The sequence below is a fragment of the Azotobacter tropicalis genome, assembly GCF_059739045.1.
This window is the reverse complement of record NZ_AP046059.1, coordinates 3228541-3253564: the sequence shown is the minus strand read 5'-3', so window position 1 is coordinate 3253564 and position 25024 is coordinate 3228541. Positions and strand designations below refer to the sequence as shown.

The window sequence follows — 25024 nt, the reverse complement described above, 5'->3', positions numbered from 1 at the left end:
CAGGAGACCCCTCCCGATGCTCTCCCGCCGTCCCATCGGTGCCCGCCTGGGCATCGCCTTCGGTACCCTCGTGCTGCTCCTCGTCTCGGCCAGCGCCTTGGCCCTGTACGGCCTGGGCGCTTTGCGCGACTCGGCCGAAGCGCTCGACCGCAACGCCAAACTGGCGCTGAACGCCGACCAAGTGCGCCTGCTGGCCCTGGAGGAGCGACGCTTCGAGAAGGACATGTTCATCAACCTGCGCGACACGGCGAAGGTGCAATCCTACAAGGACCGCTGGGACGCGACCCTGCAGAAGCTGCAGGAAGCCCTGCAGGCTGGCCGGGGCCAGGCCCCCGATGCGGAGCTGGTCACGCTGTACGATGCGTCCGCCGCGGCCCTGGGGGGCTACGCCAAAGGGCTCGAGGCGGTCTACCAGCGCCTCCGGGCGGGCGAGTTCGCCGACACGGCCGCCGCCAACGGCGCCATGGGCCAGTACAAGAACGAGATCTACCAGCTCGACGAGGCCGCCGCAGCGATCGACCACCAGGCCGCCGAGCACATGACACAAGCCCGGCAGCAGGTCGCCGAGCGCCTGAACAGCGCCCTCGTCAGCCTGCTCGGCTTCGCCGCCCTGGCCCTGCTGATCGCCGTGCTGATGGCCCTGTACATCACCCGCAGCATCACCGGTCCCCTGCAGCGGGCACTGGCGGCGACCCGCCGGGTGGCCGAGGGTGACCTGACCCAGGACCTCGCCGGGCATGTCCATGACGAGACCGGCCAGTTGCTCAATGCCATGGACGAGACCAATCGCAAGCTCTCCGACCTGGTCGGCTCCCTGCACCGCGGCAGCGAAAGCGTCTACCGCCGCGCCCGGGAAGTCTTCCACGGCAGCCGGGAACTGGCCGCGCGCACCGAGGAACAGGCCAGCGCTCTGCAGCAGACGGCCGCCAGCATGGAGCAGATCAGCGCCACCGCCCGGCAGACCAGCGAGGCCACCGAACAGGCCAACCGGCTCGCCGCCACCGCCGCGCGCACCGCGCAGAGCGGCGGCCAGGACGTGGAGCGCAGCATCCTGCTGATGCGCGAGCTGGCCGACAGCTCGCAGAAGATCAACGACATCATCGGGGTCATCGACGCGATCGCCTTCCAGACCAACCTCCTCGCCCTCAACGCCTCGGTGGAAGCGGCCCGCGCCGGCGAGCAGGGCCGCGGCTTCGCCGTGGTGGCCGCCGAGGTGCGCAACCTGGCCAGCCGTAGCGCCACCTCGGCCCAGGAGATCCGCGGCCTGATCGAGGCCATCGGCGAGAGGATCAGCGAAGGCGCCCGCCAAGCCGAGTACAGCGGCCGGAGCATCCGCGACGCGGTGGATGCCATCCACCAGCTCGCCAGCCTGATGGAGGAAATCTCCGCCGCGACCCGCGAGCAGCGCAGCGGCTTCGGCCAGATCAACAGCGCCATCGGCCAGCTGGACGGTACCACCCAGCAGAACGCCGCCCTGGTGGAGCAGTCCCGCGCCGCCGCCGCCGCCCTGGAGGAACAGGCGGCAGAAATGCAGCAGCGGGTGGCCGTCTTCAAGACACGCGAGAGCCCTGCGGGCCGCACGCCGGCAATGGCCTGAGGCGCACAGGCGGCCACAGGCCGGCGCACAGGGGTGCGGTGGCCGGGCCGGGCTGGCTAGAATCGCTGCACGCCATCCTCGGGAGATTCGTGTGCAGCCAGCCATCGCCATCCATGGCCTGTCCAAGACCTATGCCTCGGGCTTCACCGCGCTGCGCGACGTGAACCTGGAGATCCGCCGCGGCGAGATCTTCGCCCTGCTGGGGCCCAACGGCGCGGGCAAGACCACCCTGATCAGCATCGTCTGCGGCATCGTCAATCCCAGCGCAGGCCGGGTCCTGGCCGACGGCCACGACATCGTCGCCGACTACCGCGCGGCGCGCGCCCGGATCGGCCTGGTGCCGCAGGAGCTGTCCACCGACGCCTTCGAGAGCGTGTGGAGCACCGTCAGCTTCAGCCGCGGCCTGTTCGGCAAGCCGGCCGATCCCGCCTACATCGAGAAGCTGCTGCGCGAGCTGTCCCTGTGGGACAAGAAGGACAGCCGCATCATGGCCCTGTCCGGCGGCATGAAGCGCCGGGTGATGATCGCCAAGGCGCTGTCCCACGAGCCGCAGATCCTCTTTCTCGACGAGCCCACCGCCGGCGTGGACGTGGAGCTGCGCCGCGGCATGTGGGACATGGTGCGGCGCCTGCGCGAGAGCGGCGTCACCGTCGTCCTGACCACCCACTACATCGAGGAAGCCCAGGAGATGGCCGACCGCATCGGCGTGATCCGCCGCGGCGAGCTCATCCTCGTGGAAGAGAAGGACGCGCTGATGACCAAGCTCGGCAAGCGCCAGCTGACCCTGACCCTAGGCGAGCCGCTAACGCGGATTCCGGACTCGCTGCAGACCTACCGCCTGGAACTGTCGGCCGATGGCGGCCAGCTGGTCTACACCTACGACAACCGCGAACACGGCGGCGACATCGCCCGCCTGCTGCAGCGGCTGGGCGAGGCCGGCATCGAATTCAAGGACCTCAGCTCCTCGGAAAGCTCCCTGGAGGAAATCTTCGTCAGCCTGGTGCACTCGCCCTCATGAATCTCTACGGCATACGCGCGATCTATCTCTTCGAAATGGCCCGCATGCGCCGCACGCTGATGCAGAGCGTGGCCTCGCCGGTCCTCTCCACCGCCCTGTACTTCGTGGTGTTCGGCTCGGCCATCGGCTCGCACATGGTGAGCATCGACGGCGTCAGCTACGGGGCCTTCATCGTGCCCGGCATGATCATGCTGGCCCTGCTCACCCAGAGCATCTCCAACGCCTCGTTCGGCATCTACATGCCGCGCTTCACCGGCACCATCTACGAGATCCACTCCGCGCCCATCTCCTACATCGAGATCGTGCTGGGCTACGTCGGCGCGGCCGCCAGCAAGTCCATCCTGCTCGGCGCCATCATGCTGGCCACGGCGCGGCTCTGCGTGCCCTTCGAGATCGAGCACCCGCTGTGGATGGTCGCCTTCCTGGTGCTGACCGCGGTCACCTTCAGCCTGCTCGGCTTCATCATCGGCATCTGGGCCGACGGTTTCGAGAAGCTGCAGATCATCCCGCTGATGATCGTCACGCCGCTGACCTTCCTCGGCGGCAGCTTCTACTCCATCGACATGCTGCCGCCGTTCTGGCAGACGGTGTCGCTGTTCAACCCGGTGGTCTACCTGATCAGCGGCTTCCGCTGGAGCTTCTACGGCGTGGCCGACGTCAGCCTGCCCCTCAGCCTGGGCATGACCGCGCTGTTCCTGGTCCTGTGCATGGCCGGCGTGCGCTGGATTTTCCGCACGGGTTATCGGCTGAAAAGCTGAACCGGGGCCACCCTCCGCTATACTCCGCGCTTTTTGCGAGAGTGCCCCATGTCCCTGCCCAGCCTGCGACTGAAAGCCAACGCCGAGCGCCGCCTGCGCGCCGGCCACCTGTGGGTCTACAGCAACGAGGTGGACGTGCTCGCCACCCCGCTGACCGCCTTCCAGGCCGGCGACCAGGCGATCCTCGAGGCGGCCGGCGGCAAGGCCCTCGGCATCGTCGCGCTCTCGCCGAACAACCTGATCTGCGCGCGGCTGATCTCCCGCGACCTCAAGCATCCGCTCGACAAGTCGCTCTTGGTGCACCGCATCAACGTCGCCCTGTCGCTGCGCGAGCGGCTGTTCGACGCGCCCTGCTACCGCCTGGTCTACGGCGACTCCGACCTGCTGCCCGGCCTGGTGGTGGACCGCTTCGGCGACCATCTGGTGGTGCAGCTCGCCTCCGCCGCCATGGAGCGCCACAAGGACGCGGTGGTCGAGGCGCTGGTGCAGGTGCTCAAGCCGCGCGGCATCCTGTTCAAGAACGACTCCAGCGCCCGCGATGCCGAAGGGCTCGGGCGCTACGTCGAGACCGCCTTCGGCGTGGTGCCCGAGTGGGTTTCCCTGGAGGAGAACGGCGTGAAGTTCGAAGCCCCGGTGCAGGGCGGGCAGAAGACCGGCTGGTTCTACGACCACCGCCTGAACCGCGCGCGCCTGGCGCCCTACGTCAAGGGCAAGCGGGTGCTCGACCTGTTCAGCTACGTCGGCGGCTGGGGCGTGCAGGCGGCGGCGTTCGGCGCCACCGAGGTGATGTGCGTGGACGGCTCGGCGCTGGCGCTGGATGGCGTCGAGCGCAACGCGGCGCTCAACGGCGTGGCCGAGAAGATGGCCTGCGTCGAGGGCGACGTGTTCGAGGCGCTGAAGGAGCTGAAGGCCGCCGAGGAACGCTTCGACGTGGTGATCGCCGACCCGCCCGCGTTCATCAAGCGCAAGAAGGACCTGAAGAACGGCGAAGCCGCCTACCGCCGCCTCAACGAGGCGGCCATGCGCCTGCTCACCAAGGACGGCATCCTGGTCAGCGCCTCCTGCTCCATGCACCTGCCGGAGGACGACCTGCAGAACATCCTGCTCGGCAGCGCCCGCCACCTCGACCGCCACATCCAACTGCTCGAACGCGGCGGCCAGGGCCCCGACCACCCGGTCCACCCGGCCATCGCCGAGACCCGCTACATCAAGAGCCTGACCTGCCGCATTCTGCCGAGCTGAGGCATTCCCGACCGCAGGGTGGAAAACTCGCGCAGCGATTTTCCACCGCCGGCGCGGTGGTTGGGGGATGGAAATGGGGATTGTCCTGAGCCGAGCGGGGATGCGGGGGCCAGCGGGCGTTCAGCCATGCATCCCTAAAAGCCGCCGGTGATGTTGCTCCGTCGCCGCGCTGTAGCCCGTAATTGCGGCAGCATCTCACGTCGATCGGTTTGCCTGAACTAAAACGACCTTGATGTTTTCTGACTTAGGGCAACTCGGCAAGGAGCAGTATGGATCAGCAAAAGCGCAATATGGGCATGAGCTGGGGCAGATTCGCGGCGATGATTACGGCCTCGGTCTTCATCATGTTCTTTTTGATGTATCAGCTCGTCTATTCACTTAACCACGCGATGTTCAGTTTGAACCGGTTGGTTGCCTCATTGGTGATGGGGTGCGTCATGGCCATCGTGATGCTGAGTTTCATGTGGCCGATGTACAAAGGGTTGGGAATCAAAATCGCGGTTCTCGTCGTGGCCGCAGCGGTCGGTACCGTTCTCCTGTTCGTAAACAGAAGTCAGTACCTCATTAGCGACGTCAGTTTCATGAAATCGATGATCCCTCATCACTCCATTGCCATTAACAACGCACGGAAAGCGAGTATCAGCGATCCGCGTGTTCGGAAACTGGCTGACCAGATAATTGAGTCTCAGGTTCGTGAAATAGCCGAGATGAAGCTGCTTATCGACGACATTGCTCGTAATGGTGAACAAGGTACGACCAAGCTTTCCGCGCGCTCCGCCGAGGTCACTCCTGAGATGGAACGCAAGGTTAGGGAAGCGGTTCAGTAACAACAAGTGAACTGAATGTTACTGCTCTCTCCTTGAGCGTTGAGCGTCCGCTCTGAGCTGAGCCTACCGTCCCGCCTCCACCCACAAGCAATGGAAGGCTCAACCCTCCACCCTATGCCTATCCCTCCGCGTCGCCCGCCCGATGCGCCCTCCCGCCAATCGCGCTATCCTGCGCAGTCCCGTATCCGCCTGATTTCCGAGAACCGTCATGCCTGACTATCGCTCGAAAACCTCCACCTTCGGCCGCAACATGGCCGGCGCCCGCGCGCTGTGGCGCGCCACCGGGATGAAGGACGAGGACTTCAAGAAGCCGATCATCGCCGTCGCCAACTCCTTCACCCAGTTCGTGCCCGGCCATGTGCACCTGAAGGACCTCGGCCAGCTGGTCTGCCGCGAGATCGAGAAGGCCGGCGGCGTGGCCAAGGAATTCGACACCATCGCCGTGGACGACGGCATCGCCATGGGCCACGACGGCATGCTCTATTCGCTGCCCAGCCGCGAGATCATCGCCGACTCGGTGGAGTACATGGTCAACGCCCACTGCGCCGACGCGCTGGTGTGCATCTCCAACTGCGACAAGATCACCCCCGGCATGCTGATGGCCGCCCTGCGCCTGAACATCCCGGTGGTGTTCGTCTCCGGCGGGCCGATGGAGGCCGGCAAGACCAAGCTGGCCAGCCACGGCCTCGACCTGGTCGACGCCATGGTCGCCGCCGCCGACGCCAGTTGCTCCGACGAGAAGGTCGAGGAATACGAGCGCAGCGCCTGCCCGACCTGCGGCAGCTGCTCGGGCATGTTCACCGCCAACTCGATGAACTGCCTGGCCGAGGCCCTCGGCCTGGCGCTGCCGGGCAACGGCACCACCCTGGCCACCCACGCCGACCGCGAGCAGCTGTTCCTGCGCGCCGGGCGGCTGATCGTCGAACTCTGCCAGCGCTACTACGGCGAGGGCGACGAGTCGGTGCTGCCGCGCTCGATCGCCAGCGTCAAGGCGTTCGAGAACGCCATGACCCTGGACATCGCCATGGGCGGCTCGACCAACACCATCCTGCACCTCCTGGCCGCCGCCCAGGAGGCCGAGGTCGACTTCGACCTGCGCGACATCGACCACCTGTCCCGCCGCGTGCCGCAGCTGTGCAAGGTCGCGCCGAACATCCAGAAGTACCACATGGAGGACGTGCACCGCGCCGGCGGCATCTTCGCCATCCTCGGCGAGTTGGCCCGCGGCGGCCTGCTGCACACCGACGTGCCCACCGTGCACAGCCCGACCATGCACGACGCCATCGCCCAGTGGGACATCACCCAGACCAGCGACGAGGCGGTGCATACCTTCTTCAAGGCCGGTCCGGCGGGCATCCCGTCCCAGGTCGCGTTCAGCCAGTCGACCCGCTGGCCGAGCCTCGACACCGACCGCTTCGAGGGCTGCATCCGCAGCGTCGAGAACGCCTATTCCCAGGAAGGCGGCCTGGCCGTGCTCTACGGCAACATCGCCCTGGACGGCTGCGTGGTGAAGACCGCCGGCGTGGACGAATCCATCCTGGTGTTCGAGGGCACGGCGAAGATCTTCGAGAGCCAGGACGCCGCGGTGAAGGGCATCCTCGCCGACGAGGTGAAGCCCGGCGACGTGGTGGTGATCCGCTACGAAGGCCCGAAAGGCGGCCCGGGCATGCAGGAGATGCTCTACCCGACCTCGTATCTGAAGTCCAAGGGACTCGGCAAGCAGTGCGCCCTGCTCACCGACGGGCGCTTCTCCGGCGGCACCTCGGGCCTCTCCATCGGCCACGCCTCGCCGGAAGCGGCCGCGGGCGGCGCCATCGGCCTGGTCGAGGACGGCGACAAGATCCTCATCGACATCCCCAACCGCAGCATCAACCTGCTGGTCTCCGACGAGGAGCTGAAGGCCCGCCGCCTGCACCAGGACCACAAGGGCTGGAAGCCGGCCGCCCCGCGCGCGCGCAAGGTCAGCACCGCGCTGAAGGCCTACGCCCTGCTCGCCACCAGCGCCGACAAGGGCGCAGTGCGCAACAAGGCGCTGCTCGACGGCTGAATCGGAGTCGGTGGTGGGAAAGGCCTGTGGCCGTTTCCCACCCTACGAACCCTGAGGCCGTAGGCTGGGTAACGGCGCGATCTTGCCCGCCAGCCCACCAACCTCCCCCTTCGGAGCCCGGCCCTGCGCCGGGCTTCGGCTTTTTGTACGGAGCGCCCATGAAGATCGGTCTGATCTCCGACACCCACGGTCTGCTGCGCCCGCAGGCGCTGGCCGCCCTCGAAGGCTGCGAGCGGATCGTCCACGCCGGCGACATCGGCACGCCGGAAATCCTCGACGCCCTGCGCCGGCTGGCGCCGGTCACCGCGGTGCGCGGCAACAACGACCGCGGCGCCTGGGCCGACGCCCTGCCCCATGCGGTCGAACTGGAACTGGGCGGCCTGCGCCTCTACGTCGTCCACCAGCCGGCTCACCTGCCGGCCGATCTGGCCGGGCGCGGCATCCGGGTGGCGGTCTGCGGGCACTCGCACAAACCGCGGATCGAGGAAAAGAACGACGTGCTGCTGGTCAACCCGGGCAGCGCCGGCCCGCGGCGCTTCAGGCTGCCGGTGGCGGTCGCCCTGCTGCAGGTCGAAGGTGCCGAGGTGCGCGCCGAGCTGGTCGAGCCGTCGTAGGGCTGCGCCGGCAAGAAGTGGCAGGGGCACTTCACCGCCAGCAGAAAACGACACCGCCGGGCAGACGGCGTGTCTGCCCGGCGGCGCTCGTCAGGTCCGGAACGCCCTGCGCTCGCGGGCGGTTTCCGGCCTAGGGGAATGCGGAATTACTGGCCTTCGTCCTTGGCGTCGAACTCCAGGCCGCCGATGTACTTGACCGCGAAGTTGTACAGGCTGCAGCCGATCAGCACGGCGAGATAGCCCATGACCAGATAGAACAGCGGCACCAGCAGGATGGTGATGAACGGCGGGCGACCGGCCGCGGGCACGAACAGCGACATGAACAGCAGGAAGGGCACGAAGACGAAGAACGACGTGGCTGCCGTCAGAATGCCGCAGACCTTGCCGTTTTGATGGGGGGACAGCCGGGTAATCTGGTGTTTCATATGCTGCTACTTCCGCCGAGATTGATTGATCTGTTGCGAGTAATGCTACCGCCGCGAGGCAGCCGGGGGCGAGCCTGCACCCCTCTCAAAACTTGATATGGATCATGGGCTTACTGGAGAAGTTCAAGCGCGGAGGGCAACTGCGACACTTGACCGCATGAAGAGGCGCCCGGCAGGTCCTCGCCATCGTGCAGGCGATGCCCGCCGGGAAATGGCGCAGCACGGCAGCCTGGCTGCAGAACCTCTGCCAAGGCGTGCGGCCCTTTCTGGTCGGGCATGATTTCAAAGGGCACTGGTCGGTGCGACTGGAGGAATGTCCAATGGTGATTGACCCTACAGCCAGCCGGGCAATCGAAACCGGCGGGCCATGGTGCATGACCGCTTGCCCCAAGCGACCCGCTCGGAAAACGCGCTCGGCAGGAAATTGCCGGACAACGGCCAAGCTCCGGCACCTCTTTTTTGCCAAACGCCAGGGCAGATGTCCCTCTCCGTCCGACGACGATCAGCAGCCTCCCGCCTCGTCCTGCACCAACGGCAGCTCGATCCAGAAGCGGCTGCCGACGCCCGGCTCGCTGAGCATGCCCATGCTGCCGCCCATCAGCTCGGCGAACTGGCGGCACAGCGACAGGCCGATACCGGTGCCCTGGATCGCCGAGTTCTCCCGCCCCAAGCGCTGGAAAGGCTCGAACAGCTGCGCCTGCCGCGGCGTGTCGATGCCGAGGCCGGTGTCCGTCACGATCAGCCGCGCCCAGCCTGCCGCCGTTTGGCAGCTCATGGCGATCCGCCCGGCGGGCCTGTTGTACTTGATCGCGTTGGACAGCAGGTTGAGCAGCACCTGGCGCAGGCGGCGCGGGTCGGCATGGACCTGCAGATCCGCGCCGGGCAGTTCCAGGTCGAGCGTCAGTCCGCGGGTTTCCACCTCCAGCCGGACCAGCCGGGCGCACTCGTCCATCAGCCTCGCCACCGCGACGGGCTGTATCTCCAGGCTGGGCTTTTCCGCCTGGACGTTGGCCCAGTCGAGCACGTCGTCGACCAGCTGGTTGAGGTGCTTGCTGGCGGCCAGAATTCCGTCGAGGTATTCCAGCTCCTGGCTCCCGCCCTGCTCGTCGTGCTCCAGGCGCAGCAGCTGGGCGAAGCCGTAGATGGCGTGGAGCGGCGTGCGCAATTCGTGGCTGATGCCGGAGATGAAGCGCGATTTGGCCTGGCTGGCGGCCTGCGCCTCGACGATGGCCTGACGCAGGTCGGCCTCGGTGTGCTTGAGCGCGCCGATATCCACATGGGTGCCGGCGAGCAGAACGGCCTGCCCCGTATCCGGGTCGCGCTCGACCACCCGGCCGCGGCCGAGCAGCCAGTGATAGCCGCCACGGCTGTCGCGGAAGCGGAACTCCGCCTCGCACAGCCCGCGACTGTCGTCGATGAGCCGGAAGCCCGTCTCGACCCGCGACACGTCGTCGGGATGGACGCGTGCCATGAAGACCTCCTGGCCGATCGGACCGGCAGGCAGACCGAAGCGCTCGCAGAAGCGCCCGCGCAGGACCAGCTGCCCGGTACGCTGGTCGTGCTCCCAGAGGCTTTCCGTGGCGCTGTCGAGCACCAGCTCGAGACGCTCATGGGTCCGCTGGCGCTGCCGTTCGCTCTGCTCGAGCCGCTCGCCCATCTGCTCGGCATGCCCGGCCATCGCGTCCAGCTCGCCGATCCGCGAGGTGATGCGGCGCGGGCGCCAGTTGCCCCGGCCGATCTCCTCCATCATTTGCGAGATGCCGTCGATGGGCCGCAGCAGGCGCTCGCTGAGATGACGGGCGCGCAGCCACATGTAGGCGAAGAAGGTCAGGTAGAACGCCACCAGGCCGGCGATCATCAGGTAGCCGATGTGCTCGTATCGCTTGGCGAGACCGCTGGTTTCGGCGAACACCGCGGCTTCGTCGACCACGGTCAGCAGGTGCCAGCCGGTCTGCGGAATGCTGGTCCAGGCCACCAGCTTCGGCTGCCCCTGGAGCTCCACCCTCAGCATGCCCGCTGGATGCTCGGCGATGGCGGCTGCCAGCCCGGTAGTCGCCGAACGCCGGCGCAGATTGAAGTCCTCGGGCTTGAACAGCTCACGGTGGACTCCCTCGTCGTAGGAGGACACGGTCAGCTCGCCGAGCCCGAAATCGGCCTCGCCCGGCTCCGGCAGGGCCATGATGTCCAGGTCGTCGCTGACCAGCACGGCATAGCCGTTCCACGGCACCGCCAGGCGGCCGATCTGCTCCAGCAGGGTGCTGACGGTGATGTCCAGGCCGACCACACCCTCGAGGAAATCCCCCCGGTAGACCGGCGCGATGGCCGACATCAGCCAGCCGTGCCCGGCCGGGTCGAGGTAGACGTCGGTCCAGACCGTGCCGCGCCCGGGATTGTGCCGGGCGTCGGCCAGGTAGTAGAAGTTGTAGTCGGGGATGACCATGTCGTGGGGGTACTGCTCGTGGGTGGGCAGCCACGGATAGATGTGGTTGTAGTTGTCCCAGCTGTTGAAGTAGAGGCTGGCGACCAGCGGGTTGCGCTGCTGCAGTTCCTTCATCAGCGGATCGAGGGCGCTCATCCGCGCGACCTTGCCCAGGTCCTGGCGTTCCCGCGGCGTGGAGCCTGCGTAGAAGACCGCGCTGCCGCCCTGATCCTCCGGGCTGTAGCGCACCCCGTCCGGGGTGGTCGCCAGCAGCGGTGGCGCCAGCGTCGCTGCCGACGGCTCCAGCAGGGCACGGGCGGTCAGGTTGCGGAACAGCTCGGTCAGCGAGCCGATCTGCGCCAGCTGCTGGTCGATGCTGCGCGCCTCCTGGCGGGCGGCCGCCTGCAGGTCGAACAGGGCGACTTTGCGCAGATGATCGATCTGCGCGTCGCGAATCGCGCCGTTGCTGAACAGATAGACGGCGATCAGCACCGTCTCGACCAGCAGCAGCGGTATCAATGCGCTCCGTGCAAATGCCCGCCAGATCCATTGGCGGAGTCCGATACGGGAGGGGGAAGGCATGCGCGCAGCACCCGGAGCAAGGAGATATAGAGCCGGATACGATAACAGGGAATGCATTAATGCTTTGCGGTGCGGCTCCGTAATGCGGGCGCTTTCGCCGTTGGCGCCAGGGTGCCGACCAGACGACCTATCAAAAGCCTTGCAGCCTCATTCGAACATCAGCTTGCCGGCTGGCTCCGGTTAGCGGGGCGGATCGAAGCCGGTCGTCAAGCGGCCCGCCCGAGGTTAGGCTCTGGCTTCACCCTGGCCCCACGGCGCTCCGGTCGCCCTTGCCTGAAGCCTCAACGGTCATGATCACACTGCTTCGACTGACATCGCTTCTTCTGGGCTGCGCCTTGATCGTCGCCCCGCCGTATGCGTTTCTGCTGTTCGCCTATGCGCTGGGAGAGCCCCATGCGACCCATGCCATCGCCACCTTCCTTTCGCCGACTCTGGCGATTGGGCTGGCCCTTGGGGCGGGGCCGTTGCTCATCGGCCTTCCCAGGCTGGTGGCCGGCGCCAGGAATCCCAGGATGCGTATCGTCGCCGCTATTTTGCTGGCCATCTCGACGGCGGGATTCTGCACCCTCGGCTTCGACGGCTATTTCACCCGGATATTGACGCCAATAGGCTTGTTCATCGAGGCGGTTCTGCTCGGATTCTTCATCTGGCCGGCCAGGCGTTTTTCCGCCAGCTCCACCATCGCCCGCGGAGGCGCCGGCAAGTAACACCCCCGGCTAGCCCCGCTCCCAGACCTCGAAGGCATGCCCCGGCGCGTCTGCCGTGGCCGGGTGTTCCTCCTGGGAGACAAGACGCCAGTCGGCGGAGTCCCAGGCGGGGAAGAAGGCATCGCCTTGCGGAGAGAGGTCGATGCGGGTCAGGTAGAGGCGCTCGGCCAGCGGCAGAGCCTGAGCATAGAGCTGCGCGCCGCCGATCAGCATGATCTCGCCGACGCCCTGCGCGCGGGCCCAGGCGTCGGCACGCTCCAGGGCGGCATCGAGCGAGGCGAAGGTTTCGGCGCCCTCCAGAGCGAGGCCGGGCTGGCGGCTGACCACCAGGTTGAGCCGGCCGGGCAGAGGGCGGCCGAGGGAGTCCCAGGTCTTGCGGCCCATGATGATCGGCTTGCCGAGGGTGCTGGCCTTGAAGTGCCTGAGATCCGCCGGCAGGTGCCAGGGCATTTTATTGTCGCGGCCGATCACGCCGTTGGCGGCGACGGCGGCGATCAGCGCGAGGGGGAGTCGGGACGTGTTCATGGCGGCAAGGATAGCAGAGCCCGACTTCCCTCTACCGTCATGCAACCGCCACAAGGCCGTTACCCGGCCATCGCCGAAGCGTCACCGCGCTCGGGCAGGCTGGGCGCTCCATGTCCCAAGGAGAGGAACCGATGTCCCGCACGCCGTCCGTACTGTCTCGCCGCTGGCTCGCCGCCGGCGCCCTGCTGCTGCCCCTCGTGGCCTGCGCCACCGCGGAACCGCCGGCGGCCGCACAGCCGCAGGCCGAAGAGCCCCGGCCGCTGGTCATCGCCCACCGCGGCGCCAGCGGCTACCTGCCGGAGCACACCCTGGCCGCCTACGCGCTGGCGGTGCTGCAGGGCGCCGACTACGTCGAGCCGGACCTGGTGATGACCCGGGACGGCCAACTGGTCGCCCGTCACGACAACCAGCTCGACCTAAGCACTGACGTCGCCGCCCGCCCCGAGTTCGCCGAGCGCAAGCGTACCAAGCGTGTCGACGGCGTCGAGCTGACCGGCTGGTTCAGCGAGGACTTCAGCCTCGCGGAGATCAAGACCCTGCGCGCCATCGAGCGCATCCCGAAGATCCGCCCCGGCAACGCCCGCCTGGACAAGTCCCTTGAGGTGCCCACCCTGCAGGAGATCATCGACCTGGTGCAAAGCCTGGAGAAGAGCCAGGGGCGGCGCATCGGCCTGTACCCGGAGACCAAGCACCCGACCCACTTCCAGCACCTCGGCCTGGCCATGGAAGAGCCGCTGGTGGAGACCCTCCGCCGCAACGGCTACCACAGCCGCCACGCGCCGGTGTACATCCAGTCCTTCGAGGTGGAGAACCTCAAGACCCTGCGCCGGCTGACCCCGCTGCGCCTGGTCCAGCTGTTCGGCTCCGGCCAGCCCTACGACCAGGAAGTGATCGGCAGCGCCCTGACCTACGCGCAGATGGCCACCCCGGCCGGACTGCAGGCCATCGCCGCCTATGCCGACGGCGTCGGCCCGGACAAGGGCTATGTGATCCCGCGCGACGCCAACGGCAACCTGGGCAGCCCCAGCGACTTCGTGCCCAACGCCCATGCCGCCGGCCTCACGGTGCACCCCTACACCTTCCGCGCGGAGAACAACTTCCTGCCCACCGCGCTGCGCAGCAGCGGCAACCCCGCCGAGCGCGGCGACCTCGAAGCGGAAATCCGCGCCTTCCTCGAGGCCGGCATCGACGGCCTGTTCAGCGACCATCCGGACATCGCCCTGCGCCTGCGCGAGCGGCCGTGACACGCCTGCCGGGTACGCCACGCGCTCCCGGCATGCCCGTATCGACTTGCCCGCGGCCGGGCCTGAGCGGTTATCCTCATTGGCAGAAACCGAACCGCCATCGAGAGACCGCGTGAGTACCCCACCGAACGATTTCCACCGCCTCTGGCTGACCGAAACCATCCGCCTGCGCGAAGAGTTCGCCGGCCCGCTGGAGGACGGCGAGGCCAACCGCCGCGCCCGCGCCGCCGGCGGCGATCTCGGCAAACGCATCCAGACCCGCGCCCTGTGGCTGGCCGAGCGCGACGGCCTGCTCGCCGCCCTGCGCCATTGGCGCCAGGGCGGCGGCCTGGCTCTGGCCGCCCTGCTGGCCTGCGCCCTGCTCGGCGGCGCCGGCCTGGCCCTGGCCTCCTTCGGCCCCGAGCAGCAGGGGCCGGTCAACGTGTTCTGGGCCCTGGGCAGCCTGCTCGGCCTGCATCTTCTGACCCTCAGCGGCTGGCTGCTCGGCCTGCTCTTCGCCGGCGACAGCGGCGGCGTGCTCGGCCGCCTGTGGCTGTGGCTCAGCGAGAAGTTCGCCCGCGACGCCCAGGCCGCGCAGCTGGTGCCGGCGCTGCTGCTCCTGCTGCAGCGCCGGCACCTCGGCCGCTGGGGCCTGGGCCTGCTGGTCCACGGCGTCTGGCTGCTCGCCCTGACGGCGGCGCTGGTCACCCTGGTGGCGCTGCTGTCGACCCGCAACTACGGCTTCTACTGGGAAACCACCCTGCTCGACAGCGACGCCTTCGTCGCCCTGACCCAGGGCCTCGGCGCCCTGCCGGCGCTGCTCGGCTTCAGCCTGCCGGACCCGGCCACCATCCGCGCCAGCGCCGACCAGGCGCTGACCGCCGAAGCCGCACGCCAGGCCTGGGCCGGCTGGCTGCTCGGCGTGCTGCTGGTCTACGGCCTGCTGCCGCGCCTGCTGCTCGCCCTGCTCTGCCTGGGCCGCTGGCTCTCCGGCCGCGCCCGCCTGGCCCTGGACCTGTCGCTGCCCGGCTACCGCCTGCTCGCCGAGCGCCTGCAGCCGTCCAGCGAGCGCATCGGCGTCTGCGACGCCGCGCCCGCGATCATGCCGACGATTCCCGCCGCGACCCTGGCCAGGCCGGTCGAGGGCACGCCCGCCCAACTGGTGGCGGTCGAGCTGGACGAGAGTCGCCCCTGGCCGCCGGCGCTGCCCGGTGCGGTCGGCGACGCCGGCGTTCTCGACAGCCGCGAACAGCGCCGGCGGCTGCTCGAGCGCTTCGCCGAACGGCCGCCGGCGCGCCTGGCGGTGGCCGTCGATCCGCTGCGCTCGCCGGACCGCGGCACCCTGGCGCTGCTCGGCGAACTCTCGCGCAGCGCCGGACAGACGCGCGTCTGGCTGCTGCCGGCACCGCCCGGCGGAGCGCTGAACGCAGAGCGCCTGGACGACTGGCGCATCGCCCTCAACCAGCTGGGCCTGCCCCACGGCAGCGACAGCCCGCTGGCCTGGCTGGAGACCGGACATGACTGAGCCGCTGAAACTCGCGGTGGTCGGCCACACCAACGTCGGCAAGACTTCGCTGCTGCGCACCCTGACCCGCGACAGCGGCTTCGGCGAGGTCTCGCACCGGCCGAGCACCACCCGCCACGTCGAGGGCGCGCGCCTGTCGGTGGACGGCGAGGCGCTGCTCGAGCTGTACGACACCCCCGGCCTGGAAGACGCCATCGCCCTGCTCGAGCACATCGAGCGCCTGGACCGCCCCGGCGAGCGCCTCGACGGCCCGGCGCGGATCGCCCGCTTCCTCGACGGCGCCGAGGCGCGCCAGCGCTTCGAGCAGGAGGCCAAGGTGCTGCGCCAGCTGCTCGGCTCCTCCGCCGGTCTCTACGTGATCGACGCCCGCGAGCCGGTGCTGGCCAAGTACCGCGACGAACTCGAGGTGCTCACCGCCTGCGGCCGGCCGCTGCTGCCGGTGCTCAACTTCGTCGCCCGCGCCGGTACCCGCGAGGACGCCTGGCGCACGGCGCTGGCGCGGCTCGGCCTGCACGCCATGGTGCGCTTCGACACCGTGGCGCCGCCGCAGGACGGCGAGCGGCGCCTCTACGAGAGCCTGGCCCTGCTGCTGGAGCCGGCCCGTCCGCAGCTGGAGCGGCTGATCCAGTCCCACGAGGCCCAGGCCGCCGCGCGCCAGGACAGTGGCAGGCGGCTGATCGCCGAGCTGCTGCTCGACGTCGCCGCCTGCCGGCGCCGCGTCGAGGCCCGCGCCGAGCTGGAGGCGGAGGCCGTCCGCGAATTGCACGAGACCGTGCGCCAGCGCGAGCAGCGCTGCGTCGAGGCCCTGCTGCGCCTCTACGCCTTCCGCCCGGAGGACGCCGCCGCCGCCGACCTGCCGCTGGCCGGCGGACGCTGGGGCGACGACCTGTTCAATCCGGAAACCCTGCGCCAGCTCGGCGAGAAGATCGGCGGCGGGATGGCCGCGGGCGCGGCGGCCGGCGCCGGAGTCGACCTGCTGGTCGGCGGCCTGACCCTGGGCGCCGCCGCGCTGATCGGCGCGCTGGCCGGCGGCGGCGCACAGACCGCCCGCCACTACGGCAACCGCATCATGGGCAAACTGCGCGGCGAGCGCGAACTGACCGTGGACGACGCCGTGCTGCGCCTGCTCGCCCTGCGCCAGCGCCAGCTGCTCAAGGCCCTCGCCGCCCGCGGCCACGCCGCGCAGCAGGCGATCCAGCTGGACACCCCGCAGGACCGGAGCTGGCGCGAAGACCGGCTGCCCGAGGCGCTCAACAAGGCCCGCGCCCATCCGGAATGGTCGTCGCTCAACCCGGGCCGGCAGCGCGAGCAGTCCGAGCGCCAGGAGCAGATCCGGGTGCTGGCCGCGGAGCTGGACTAGAACTCCCGCTGCCAGCCGGGCTCAGACCGCTACTGGCGCCTTGATGTGCGGATGGGACTGGTAGCCGACCAGCTCGAAGTCCTCGAAGCGGAAAGCGAACAGGTCCTTCACCGCTGGGTCGAGCCGCATGGTCGGCAGCGGCAGCGGCTCGCGGGAGAGTTGCAGGTCGGCCTGCTCCAGATGGTTGGCGTAGAGGTGGCAGTCGCCGCCGGTCCAGACGAACTCGCCGGGCGCAAGGCCCGTGACCTGCGCCACCATCAGGGTCAACAGGGCGTAGCTGGCGATGTTGAAGGGCACGCCGAGGAAGATGTCCGCCGAGCGCTGATAGAGCTGGCAGGACAGCCGGCCCTCGGCCACGTAGAACTGGAACAGCGCATGGCACGGCGGCAGCTTCATCTCGTCGATCAGCGCCGGGTTCCAGGCCGAGACGATCAGCCGGCGCGAGTCCGGATTCTTTTGGATCATCTCCACGACGTTGGCGATCTGGTCGATGTGCCGGCCGTCCGGCGCCGGCCAGCTGCGCCACTGGTAGCCGTAGACCGGGCCGAGCTCGCCGTCCGCGCCGGCCCATTCGTCCCAGATGCGCACGCCGTTGTCCTTCAGGTACTTGATGTTGGTGTCGCCCTTCAGGAACCACAAAAGCTCGTGGATGATGGATTTCAGGTGGCACTTCTTGGTGGTCACTAGGGGAAACCCCTCGGCCAGGTCGAAGCGCATCTGGTGGCCGAACACCGAATAGGTGCCGGTGCCGGTGCGGTCGCTCTTGAAGGTGCCGTGCTCGCGCACCAGGCGCATCAGGTCGAGGTACTGTTTCATGAAGGGACAAGTGGCTGCGCGCAGGAAAAGGCCGTGAATTCTAACCGGTACGTAGGGTGGAAAACGACCGCAGGTCTTTTCCACCCTTGCCAAGGGCGGTGGAAAACGCTACACGGGTTTTCCACCCCAGGGCTCAACCGGCGAGCCTGGCCTCGCGGCGATAGGCCCAGGCCATCATCCCGGCGCCGCCGAGGATCATCGGCAGACAGAGCAGCTGGCCCATGGTCAGCCAGCCGAAGGCGAGGTAGCCGAGCTGGGCGTCCGGCACCCGGACGAACTCGACGATGAAGCGGAAGATCCCGTAGCAGATGGCGAACAGTCCGGACACCGCCATGGTCGGCCGTGGCCGGCGCGAGTAGAACCAGAGGATGGTGAACAGCGCCACGCCCTCCAGGGCGAACTGGTAGAGCTGCGAGGGATGGCGCGGCAGCTGCGCCGGATCGGTGGGGAAGACCATCGCCCAGGGCAGGTCGGTGGCCTTGCCCCACAGCTCGGCGTTGATGAAGTTGCCGATCCGCCCGGCGCCCAGGCCGATCGGCACCAGCGGGGCGATGAAGTCCATCAGCTCGAAGAAGCCCTTGCCGTTGCGCCGGGCGAAGATCCAGCTGCACAGCAGCACGCCGAGCAGCCCGCCGTGGAAGGACATGCCGCCCCGCCAGACCTGCAGGATCAGGCTCGGGTCGTGCAGGTAGGCCGGCAGGTCGTAGAACAGCACATAGCCGAGCCGGCCGCCGGCGATCACCCCCAGGGCGACCCAGAACACCAGGTCGGAGAGCTTCTCGCGGCTCCACTCGGGAGCGAAGCCGGCCAGCCGGCGTGAGGCCAGCCACCAGGCGCCGCCGATGCCGACCAGGTACATCAGGCCGTACCAGTGCACCTTGAGCGGACCGATGGCGATGGCCACGGGATCGATGTGCGGATAGGGCAGCATCCGGGTCTCCTCAGAACAGGAAATACAGGCCGACGCCCAGCAACTGCAGGGCGAACAGGCGCTTGAGCAGCAGTGGCGGCAGGCGGTGCGCCAGGTGGGCGCCGAAGCGGGCGCAGAACATGCTGGTGGCGGCGATGCCGAGCACCGCCGGCAGGTAGACGAAGCCCAGGCTCCAGTCCGGCAGATGGGCCTCGTTCCAGCCGACGATCATGAAGCTCAGCGCGCTGCACAGAGCGATCGGCAGGCCGCAGGCCGCCGAGGTCGCCACCGCCTGTGGCATCGGCACGCTGCGCCAGGTCAGGAAGGGCACGGTGAGCGAGCCGCCGCCGATGCCGAAGATCGCCGAGGCCCAGCCGATCACCACGCCGGCCAGGCTCAGGCCGGGCTTGCCGGGCAGTTCGCGGCTGGCCTTGGGCTTGAGGTCGAGGCCCATCTGCAGGCCGATGGCGACGGCGAACAGACCGATGATCTTCTGCAGCAGCGGTCCCTGAATCGCCGCCGCGGTCAGGCTGCCGAGCACCGCACCGGCGAGGATGCCGACGGTCAGCCAGACGAAGAGCGGCCAGAGCACGGCGCCCTTGCTGTGGTGTGCCAGCACCGAGTTGATCGAGGTGAAGACGATGGTGGCCAGCGAGGTGCCCACCGCCAGGTGGGTCAGCACGGCCGGATCGAAACCCTGGGCGGTGAAGCTGAACACCAGCACCGGCACTATGATGATCCCGCCGCCGATCCCGAACAGTCCGGCCAGCACGCCGGCCGCCGCTCCCAGCGGCAAATACAGCAGAAACTCCATCGCGGCCCCCTCTTGAGCAAAGGCGGCATGGTACCGGAATTGGGCGAGCGGCGAGGGAGGTTTGCGGCCCTTGCCCCGCCCCCGCATCGCCGATAGCCTCTCTCCATGACCACCGGCAGGAAAGTCCATGTGCCTGATCGTTCTCGCCTGGCGCCCCGGCCATGCCACGCCGCTGGTGCTGGCGGCCAACCGTGACGAGTTCTACGCCCGCCCCAGCCTGCCCCTGGCCGCCTGGCCAGAAGCGCCGGGCGTGCATGCCGGGCGCGATCTGGAGGCCGGCGGCACCTGGCTGGGCGTCGGCCCCGGCGGGCGCATCGCCGCCGTGACCAACATCCGCGATCCGTCCCAGCCGCTCGGCCGGCGCAGCCGCGGCGAACTGCCGGTGGGCTTTCTGCTCGGCGAGCTGTCGCCCGAAGCCTATCTGGAGCAGGTGGCGGAACGGGCGCGGGACTATACCGGCTTCAACCTGCTGGCCGGCACGGCCGAGGAGCTCTGGTACTACCACGCCCGCGAGACGGCGCCGCGGCGTCTGCCGGCGGGCCTCTACGGCCTCTCCAACGCCGCCCTGGACAGCCCCTGGCCGAAGCTGCGCCGCGCCAAGGCAGCCCTCGCCGAATGCCTGGAAACGCCGCGAGCGGATTGTCTGCTGGCAGCGGTGCAGGACCGCCGGCCGGCGGCGGACGCGGAGCTGCCGGACACCGGCGTCGGCCTGGTCAGGGAACGCCTGCTGTCCAGCGTGTTTATCGCCAGTGCGGACTACGGCACCTGCTCGAGCACTGCGCTGATCGCCTGCGCGGACGGCTCGCGGCAACTGGTCGAGCGCCGCTATGGCCCCTACGGCGTCCGCCTCGCCGAGGTGAAACTCGATCTCCCGTGAGCCGTGCGGCTCAGGCTGCTAGCAGACCACGATGCAATCGCGCTGCTGCTTGGCCAGGTACAGCGCAGCGTCCAGACGGCGGATCAGCGCGATCGGCTCCTCGTTCGGACACATCTTCCCCACGGCGAAGCTGGCGGTGAGCTGCAGCGGCAACGCGGCATCGATCCGCCGCAGGTTCAGGCGCAGGCGCTCCGCCAGCGCCAGCGCCGCATCGACATCGGTGTCCGGCAGCAGCACGACGAACTCCTCGCCGCCCCAGCGGGCGAAGCAGTCCACGTCCCGCAGGTCTTGGCGCACCATCTCCGCCACCGCGACCAGCACCCGGTCCCCGGCCGGATGGCCAAGGCTGTCGTTGATGCGCTTGAAATGGTCGAGGTCGAACATCAGCAACGCGCAGGGATGGCCATGCCGCTGCAGGCGGTGCCATTCGGCCTGCACCTGCCGTTCGAAGCAGCGGCGGTTGGCGACCTGGGTGAGCGGATCGATCTCGCTGAGGCGCAGAGCCAGCGCAGCCTGCTCGGCCAGGGCCCGGTTGGCCTGCTGCAGGGCCTCGGTACGCGCCGCCACCAGGTCTTCGAGGGTACGGTTGAGCTCCAGGAGCTCCTGGTTCTTCTGCTGCAGGGCCAGTTCGGCCAGCTTGCGTTCGTGGATGTTGCGGTGTGCGCCGATCATCCGGGTCGCCCGCCCCTCCTCGTCGAACTCGACGAAACGGCCGTGATCGCTTATCCACAGGTAGTCGCCATTGCGGCAACGGCAGCGGTACTCCTCGGCGTAGACCGGCTGCGTCCCGTCCAGATAGGCCTGGAAACCGCGCATGACCCGCTCGAAGTCGTCGGGATGGATTACCTCGTGCCAGGTCGCGACGTTCTCCGACAGGCTGTCCACGGCATAGCCGAGCATGGAATACCAGCCCGGACTGCGCTTGACGTGACCGGTACGGATGTCCCAGTCCCAGATTCCGTCGCTGACGATCTCCAGCGCGAAACGCAGGGTCCGCGCGATGGTCTCGGGGGACAAATCATGAGGGATGTTGTCGGTAATTTCGAGCTCCTCCATGAGCATCGCTGGCGTCGGATCGGCTCCGCCGCCGCAAGCTTCCCGACCGGGCATGACACCGGGAAGCGTACCGGCCTGCCGCTTATCCTTGCAGCGAGGCCACCGGATTGATCACCCGACCGAGGCCGAGGCTGCGCAGGGTCAGCTGCAACGTGCTGTGGATGACCTGCGGGTTATCCATGGCCAGCAATTGGCCGAGCAGTTCGCGAGCCTTGCCCATGGTGATCTGGCGCAGCAACCACTTGACCTTGGGCAGGTTGGTGGCGTTCATCGACAGGCTGTCGAAACCCATCGCCAGCAGCAGCACCGCCGCCGAGGGATCGCCGGCCATCTCGCCGCAGATGCTCACCGGCTTGCCTTCGGTATGGGCGTCCTGCACCACCTTGTGGAGCGCCTGCAGCACGGCCGGGTGCAGGTAGTCGTAGAGATCGGCGACCCGCGGGTTGTTGCGGTCCACCGCCAGCAGGTACTGGGTCAGGTCGTTGGAGCCGACCGAGAGGAAATCCACCAGACGCGCCAGCTCGCGGGTCTGGTAGACCGCCGCGGGAATCTCCACCATCACCCCGATCGGCGGCATGGGCACATCGGTGCCCTCGTCGCGAACCTCACCCCAGGCGCGATGGATCAGATGCAGCGCCTCGTCGAGTTCGTGGATCGAGGAGATCATCGGCAGCAGGATGCGCAGGTTGTTCAAGCCCTCGCTGGCCTTGAGCATGGCGCGGACCTGGACCAGGAAGATTTCCGGGTGGTCGAGGGTGACACGGATGCCACGCCAGCCGAGAAAGGGGTTGCTTTCCTTGATCGGGAAGTAGGACAGCGCCTTGTCGCCGCCGATGTCCAGGGTGCGCATGGTCACCGGCAGCGGATGGAAGGCAGACAGCTGGTCGCGGTAGATCGCCAGCTGTTCCTTCTCGCTGGGGAAGCGCTCGTTGTTCATGAACGGCACTTCGGTGCGGTACAGCCCCACCCCTTCGGCGCCGCGCTCCTGGGCGCGGGCGACGTCGGCGAGCAGGCCGGTGTTGACCCACAGCGGCAGGCGGTAGCCGTCGAGGGTCTCGCAGGGCAGCTCGCGCAGGGCATCGAGGCCCTGGGTCAGTTGGCGCTCCTCCTCGACCAGCTCGGCGAATTGCTGGCGCAGCATCTCGCTGGGGTTGGTGTAGACCTCGCCGTGGTAGCCGTCGACGATCAGGTCGATGCCGTCCATCTTCGAATAGGGCAGATCGACCGCCCCCATCACCGTGGGAATGCCCATGGCCCGGGCGAGGATCGCCACATGGGAGTTGCCCGAGCCCTGCACCGAGACCAGGCCGACCAGCTTGCCCTCGGGCAGCTCGCCGAGCATCGCCGGGCTCAGCTCCTCGCTGACCAGGATGGTGTTGTCCGAGTAGACCATGGTCTGCTGGCGGGCCTGCTGCAGGTAGGCGAGCAGACGCCGGCCGAGGTCCTTGACGTCGGAGGCGCGCTCGCGCAGGTAGGCGTCGTCCATCAGCTCGAAGCGCTTGACGTGCTCGTTGACCACCTGGCGCAGCGAGCCTTGGGCCCACTGGCCGGTCTTGATCACCCGCTGCACTTCGCTGCCCAGGGAGGCGTCGTCGAGCATCATCAGGTAGACGTCGAACAGCGCGCGCTCCTCGGGGCGCAACTGGGTGGCGAGCTTGGCCGACAGCGTGCGGATGTCGGTGCGCACCGCCTCCAGGGCGCTGTTGAACAGCTCCAGCTCGGCCTTGACGTCCTCGGCCGGCTTGTCCGGCACCACGTCCAGGTCGGCCGGCGGCAGCACCACCACGGCCTTGCCGACGGCGACGCCCGGCGCCGCCGGGACGCCGACGAAGCGCGCCTCCTGGATGCCCTTGCCCTGCCGGCCGAGGCCGCGGATCGAGCCGGTGGCCTCGGCATGGGCGATGACCCCGGCGAGCTGCGCGCTCATGGTCACCAGGAAGGCTTCCTCGCCCTCGTCGAATTCGCGACGCTCCTTCTGCTGGATGACCAGCACGCCCATCACCCGCCGGTGGTGGATGATCGGCGCACCGAGGAAGGAGGCGTAGCGCTCCTCGCCGGTCTCGGCGAAGTAGCGGTAGCGCGGGTGGGCGGCGGCGTTCTCCAGGTTGAGCGGTTCCTCGCGGGTGCCGACCAGGCCGACCAGGCCCTCGTTGGAGGCCATGCTGACCTTGCCGATGGAGCGCTTGTTGAGCCCGTCGGTGGCCATCAGCACGAAGCGGTTGGTTTCCGGATCGAGCAGGTAGACCGAGCAGACCTGGCTGCCCATGGTCTCCTTGACGCGGCGCACGATGATGCCCAGTGCCGTCTTGAGATCCTTGGCGGCATTCACTTCCTGGACGATCTTGCGCAGCGTGTTGAGCATGGCTCGCGTTGGCTCCGTTGATCAGTCCCGTGCCAGCAGGCGCGGGGCGAGTTCTTTCAGCGCGCGCCGGTAGACCTCGCGTTTGAAGGCGACCACCTGGCCCAGCGGGTACCAGTAGCTGACCCAGCGCCAACCGTCGAACTCCGGCTTGCCGGTCAGATCCATGCGTACCCGCTGCTCGTCGGAAAGTAGGCGCAGGAGAAACCACTTCTGCTTCTGGCCGATGCACAGCGGCTGGCTGTGCGAACGCACCAGGCGCTGTGGCAGACGATAGCGCAACCAGCCACGGGTGCAGGCGAGGATCTGCACATCCTGCTGTTCCAGGCCGACTTCCTCGTTGAGCTCGCGGAACAGCGCCTCTTCCGGCGACTCCCGAGCGTCGATGCCGCCCTGGGGAAATTGCCAGGCATCCTGGTTGATCCGCCGTGCCCAGAGCACCTGGCCGATGTCATTGGTCAGGATGATGCCGACATTGGGACGAAATCCATCGGGGTCGATCACGGCAATGAACCTTGCGAACGCATGTGTCCGCATTGTTCCACAAAAAGGGGCGCGCCAGAAGCAGGCAGGACAAGGGGTGGAGTACCTACGCCCCTCCAGCTTTCGGCACAGAACCGTTATGCTTCGCCGCACTTCGACTCCCCTTTTCCTACCGAGGTTCTAGCGTGCGTCTGGCTCTATTCGATCTCGACAACACCCTGCTGGCCGGCGACAGCGACCATGCCTGGGGCGACTGGCTCTGCGAGCGCGGCATCCTCGACGGCGAGGCCTACAAGGCGCGCAACGACGCCTTCTACCAGGACTACCTGGCCGGCCGGCTGAACATCGTCGACTACCTGAACTTCAGCCTGGAGATCCTCGGCCGCACCGAGATGGCCGTGCTCGACGAGTGGCACCGGGCGTTCATGCACGAGTGCATCGAGCCGATCATCCTCGCCAAGGGCCGGGAACTCATCGAGCGGCACCGCAGCCAGGGCGACAAGCTGGCGATCATCACCGCCACCAACCGCTTCGTCACCGGCCCCATCGCCGCACGCCTCGGCGTCGACACCCTGCTCGCCACCGAGTGCGAAATGGCCGGCGGCCGCTATACCGGCCGCACCACCGACGTGCCCTGCTTCAAGGAAGGCAAGGTCGAGCGCCTGAACCGCTGGCTGGCGGAAACCGGCCATTCGCTGGAGGGCAGCCACTTCTACAGCGACTCGCACAACGACCTGCCGCTGCTCGAGCGGGTCTGTCACCCGGTGGCGGTCGACCCCGATCCGACCCTGCGCGAAGAAGCTGAGCGGCGCGGCTGGCCGGTGATCTCGCTGCGCTGAG

The 25024-nt window shown here is 68.3% G+C and carries 22 protein-coding genes; 13 read left to right on the top strand and 9 right to left on the bottom strand.

Annotated elements, in window-relative coordinates; all coding sequences use genetic code 11:
• Positions 1–16: 16 nt before the first annotated feature.
• The 7 genes from Atro_RS15350 to Atro_RS15320 all read left to right on the top strand — a co-directional run bounded on the left by Atro_RS15350 (position 17) and on the right by Atro_RS15320 (position 8103).
• Complete coding sequence (locus tag Atro_RS15350) at positions 17–1597, top strand: methyl-accepting chemotaxis protein (protein WP_497923600.1); 1581 nt, start codon at positions 17–19, stop codon at positions 1595–1597.
• 91 nt (positions 1598–1688) lie between these two features.
• Complete coding sequence (locus Atro_RS15345; protein WP_497923598.1) at positions 1689–2615, top strand: ABC transporter ATP-binding protein; 927 nt, start codon at positions 1689–1691, stop codon at positions 2613–2615.
• Positions 2612–3373 (top strand): ABC transporter permease, encoded by a 762-nt coding sequence (locus tag Atro_RS15340; protein WP_497923596.1) that lies wholly within the window; start codon positions 2612–2614, stop codon positions 3371–3373. Before Atro_RS15345 ends, Atro_RS15340 begins: the two co-directional genes overlap by 4 nt.
• Before the next feature lie 48 nt (positions 3374–3421).
• Complete coding sequence (locus Atro_RS15335) at positions 3422–4615, top strand: class I SAM-dependent rRNA methyltransferase (RefSeq protein ID WP_497923594.1); 1194 nt, start codon at positions 3422–3424, stop codon at positions 4613–4615.
• A 269-nt stretch (positions 4616–4884) separates the two neighbouring features.
• Complete coding sequence (locus Atro_RS15330) at positions 4885–5442, top strand: DUF305 domain-containing protein (protein ID WP_497923593.1); 558 nt, start codon at positions 4885–4887, stop codon at positions 5440–5442.
• 208 nt (positions 5443–5650) lie between these two features.
• Positions 5651–7489 carry a dihydroxy-acid dehydratase gene (ilvD, locus tag Atro_RS15325; protein ID WP_497923591.1) on the top strand — a complete coding sequence of 613 codons (1839 nt, stop codon included), beginning with the start codon at positions 5651–5653 and terminating at the stop codon, positions 7487–7489.
• A gap of 158 nt (positions 7490–7647) precedes the next feature.
• Positions 7648–8103: a metallophosphoesterase family protein gene (locus Atro_RS15320; protein WP_497923588.1), complete on the top strand. Its 456-nt coding sequence runs from the start codon at positions 7648–7650 to the stop codon at positions 8101–8103.
• Between the two features lie 146 nt (positions 8104–8249).
• Here Atro_RS15320 and Atro_RS15315 read toward each other — a convergent pair whose 3' ends face one another.
• A complete protein-coding gene (locus Atro_RS15315) occupies positions 8250–8528 on the bottom strand; it encodes a hypothetical protein (protein WP_497923586.1) in 279 nt (92 codons plus the stop codon).
• A 502-nt stretch (positions 8529–9030) separates the two neighbouring features.
• A complete protein-coding gene (locus tag Atro_RS15310; RefSeq protein ID WP_497923585.1) occupies positions 9031–11529 on the bottom strand; it encodes a cache domain-containing sensor histidine kinase in 2499 nt (832 codons plus the stop codon).
• Between the two features lie 290 nt (positions 11530–11819).
• Here Atro_RS15310 and Atro_RS15305 point away from each other — a divergent pair, with 290 nt between their 5' ends.
• On the top strand, positions 11820–12236 hold the full coding sequence (locus Atro_RS15305) for a hypothetical protein (RefSeq protein ID WP_497923584.1): 417 nt from the start codon (positions 11820–11822) through the stop codon (positions 12234–12236).
• 9 nt (positions 12237–12245) lie between these two features.
• Here the strand turns inward: Atro_RS15305 and Atro_RS15300 are convergent, their stop codons facing one another.
• The gene (locus Atro_RS15300; protein WP_497923583.1) at positions 12246–12761 is read right to left on the bottom strand and encodes a dihydrofolate reductase; all 516 of its coding nucleotides are present in this window, start codon (positions 12759–12761) and stop codon (positions 12246–12248) included.
• A 131-nt stretch (positions 12762–12892) separates the two neighbouring features.
• Between Atro_RS15300 and Atro_RS15295 the strand changes: the two genes are divergently transcribed.
• The 3 genes from Atro_RS15295 to Atro_RS15285 all read left to right on the top strand — a co-directional run bounded on the left by Atro_RS15295 (position 12893) and on the right by Atro_RS15285 (position 16869).
• Positions 12893–14005 carry a glycerophosphodiester phosphodiesterase gene (locus tag Atro_RS15295; RefSeq protein ID WP_497923581.1) on the top strand — a complete coding sequence of 371 codons (1113 nt, stop codon included), beginning with the start codon at positions 12893–12895 and terminating at the stop codon, positions 14003–14005.
• Between the two features lie 112 nt (positions 14006–14117).
• Positions 14118–15509 (top strand): DUF2868 domain-containing protein, encoded by a 1392-nt coding sequence (locus tag Atro_RS15290; protein ID WP_497923580.1) that lies wholly within the window; start codon positions 14118–14120, stop codon positions 15507–15509.
• Positions 15502–16869 carry a DUF3482 domain-containing protein gene (locus Atro_RS15285; RefSeq protein ID WP_497923578.1) on the top strand — a complete coding sequence of 456 codons (1368 nt, stop codon included), beginning with the start codon at positions 15502–15504 and terminating at the stop codon, positions 16867–16869. The genes Atro_RS15290 and Atro_RS15285 overlap by 8 nt, the downstream gene beginning before the upstream one ends.
• Before the next feature lie 21 nt (positions 16870–16890).
• Here Atro_RS15285 and Atro_RS15280 read toward each other — a convergent pair whose 3' ends face one another.
• The 3 genes from Atro_RS15280 to Atro_RS15270 all read right to left on the bottom strand — a co-directional run bounded on the left by Atro_RS15280 (position 16891) and on the right by Atro_RS15270 (position 19409).
• The gene (locus tag Atro_RS15280; RefSeq protein ID WP_497923576.1) at positions 16891–17685 is read right to left on the bottom strand and encodes a thymidylate synthase; all 795 of its coding nucleotides are present in this window, start codon (positions 17683–17685) and stop codon (positions 16891–16893) included.
• Positions 17686–17818: 133 nt separating this feature from the next.
• Positions 17819–18616, bottom strand: coding sequence for a prolipoprotein diacylglyceryl transferase (gene lgt / locus Atro_RS15275; RefSeq protein WP_497923574.1), 798 nt, complete (start codon positions 18614–18616; stop codon positions 17819–17821).
• A 10-nt stretch (positions 18617–18626) separates the two neighbouring features.
• Positions 18627–19409 carry a sulfite exporter TauE/SafE family protein gene (locus Atro_RS15270; protein WP_497923572.1) on the bottom strand — a complete coding sequence of 261 codons (783 nt, stop codon included), beginning with the start codon at positions 19407–19409 and terminating at the stop codon, positions 18627–18629.
• Positions 19410–19536: 127 nt separating this feature from the next.
• Here Atro_RS15270 and Atro_RS15265 point away from each other — a divergent pair, with 127 nt between their 5' ends.
• Entirely contained in the window at positions 19537–20286 is a 750-nt protein-coding gene (locus Atro_RS15265) for an NRDE family protein (protein ID WP_497923570.1), read from the top strand.
• A gap of 18 nt (positions 20287–20304) precedes the next feature.
• On the opposite strand, the gene Atro_RS15260 is transcribed toward Atro_RS15265, so the two are convergent.
• The 3 genes from Atro_RS15260 to Atro_RS15250 form a co-directional block, all read right to left on the bottom strand.
• Positions 20305–21342, bottom strand: coding sequence for a GGDEF domain-containing protein (locus Atro_RS15260; RefSeq protein WP_497923569.1), 1038 nt, complete (start codon positions 21340–21342; stop codon positions 20305–20307).
• Between the two features lie 82 nt (positions 21343–21424).
• On the bottom strand, positions 21425–23704 hold the full coding sequence (ptsP, locus tag Atro_RS15255; protein WP_497923567.1) for a phosphoenolpyruvate--protein phosphotransferase: 2280 nt from the start codon (positions 23702–23704) through the stop codon (positions 21425–21427).
• A 21-nt stretch (positions 23705–23725) separates the two neighbouring features.
• Entirely contained in the window at positions 23726–24205 is a 480-nt protein-coding gene (locus Atro_RS15250; protein WP_131338394.1) for an RNA pyrophosphohydrolase, read from the bottom strand.
• A gap of 164 nt (positions 24206–24369) precedes the next feature.
• Between Atro_RS15250 and Atro_RS15245 the strand changes: the two genes are divergently transcribed.
• A complete protein-coding gene (locus Atro_RS15245) occupies positions 24370–25023 on the top strand; it encodes a histidinol-phosphatase (protein ID WP_497923566.1) in 654 nt (217 codons plus the stop codon).
• Position 25024: the final 1 nt, after the last annotated feature.

Coding starts and splice junctions, on each gene's coding strand:
- Atro_RS15350 (WP_497923600.1), top strand. CDS start 17: ATGCTCTCCCGCCGTCCCATCGGTGCCCGCCTGGGCATCGCCTTCGGT.
- Atro_RS15340 (WP_497923596.1), top strand. CDS start 2,612: ATGAATCTCTACGGCATACGCGCGATCTATCTCTTCGAAATGGCCCGC.
- Atro_RS15335 (WP_497923594.1), top strand. CDS start 3,422: ATGTCCCTGCCCAGCCTGCGACTGAAAGCCAACGCCGAGCGCCGCCTG.
- Atro_RS15330 (WP_497923593.1), top strand. CDS start 4,885: ATGGATCAGCAAAAGCGCAATATGGGCATGAGCTGGGGCAGATTCGCG.
- ilvD (WP_497923591.1), top strand. CDS start 5,651: ATGCCTGACTATCGCTCGAAAACCTCCACCTTCGGCCGCAACATGGCC.
- Atro_RS15320 (WP_497923588.1), top strand. CDS start 7,648: ATGAAGATCGGTCTGATCTCCGACACCCACGGTCTGCTGCGCCCGCAG.
- Atro_RS15315 (WP_497923586.1), bottom strand. CDS start 8,528: ATGAAACACCAGATTACCCGGCTGTCCCCCCATCAAAACGGCAAGGTC.
- Atro_RS15310 (WP_497923585.1), bottom strand. CDS start 11,529: ATGCCTTCCCCCTCCCGTATCGGACTCCGCCAATGGATCTGGCGGGCA.
- Atro_RS15305 (WP_497923584.1), top strand. CDS start 11,820: ATGATCACACTGCTTCGACTGACATCGCTTCTTCTGGGCTGCGCCTTG.
- Atro_RS15300 (WP_497923583.1), bottom strand. CDS start 12,761: ATGAACACGTCCCGACTCCCCCTCGCGCTGATCGCCGCCGTCGCCGCC.
- Atro_RS15295 (WP_497923581.1), top strand. CDS start 12,893: ATGTCCCGCACGCCGTCCGTACTGTCTCGCCGCTGGCTCGCCGCCGGC.
- Atro_RS15285 (WP_497923578.1), top strand. CDS start 15,502: ATGACTGAGCCGCTGAAACTCGCGGTGGTCGGCCACACCAACGTCGGC.
- Atro_RS15280 (WP_497923576.1), bottom strand. CDS start 17,685: ATGAAACAGTACCTCGACCTGATGCGCCTGGTGCGCGAGCACGGCACC.
- lgt (WP_497923574.1), bottom strand. CDS start 18,616: ATGCTGCCCTATCCGCACATCGATCCCGTGGCCATCGCCATCGGTCCG.
- Atro_RS15270 (WP_497923572.1), bottom strand. CDS start 19,409: ATGGAGTTTCTGCTGTATTTGCCGCTGGGAGCGGCGGCCGGCGTGCTG.
- Atro_RS15265 (WP_497923570.1), top strand. CDS start 19,537: ATGTGCCTGATCGTTCTCGCCTGGCGCCCCGGCCATGCCACGCCGCTG.
- Atro_RS15260 (WP_497923569.1), bottom strand. CDS start 21,342: ATGGAGGAGCTCGAAATTACCGACAACATCCCTCATGATTTGTCCCCC.
- ptsP (WP_497923567.1), bottom strand. CDS start 23,704: ATGCTCAACACGCTGCGCAAGATCGTCCAGGAAGTGAATGCCGCCAAG.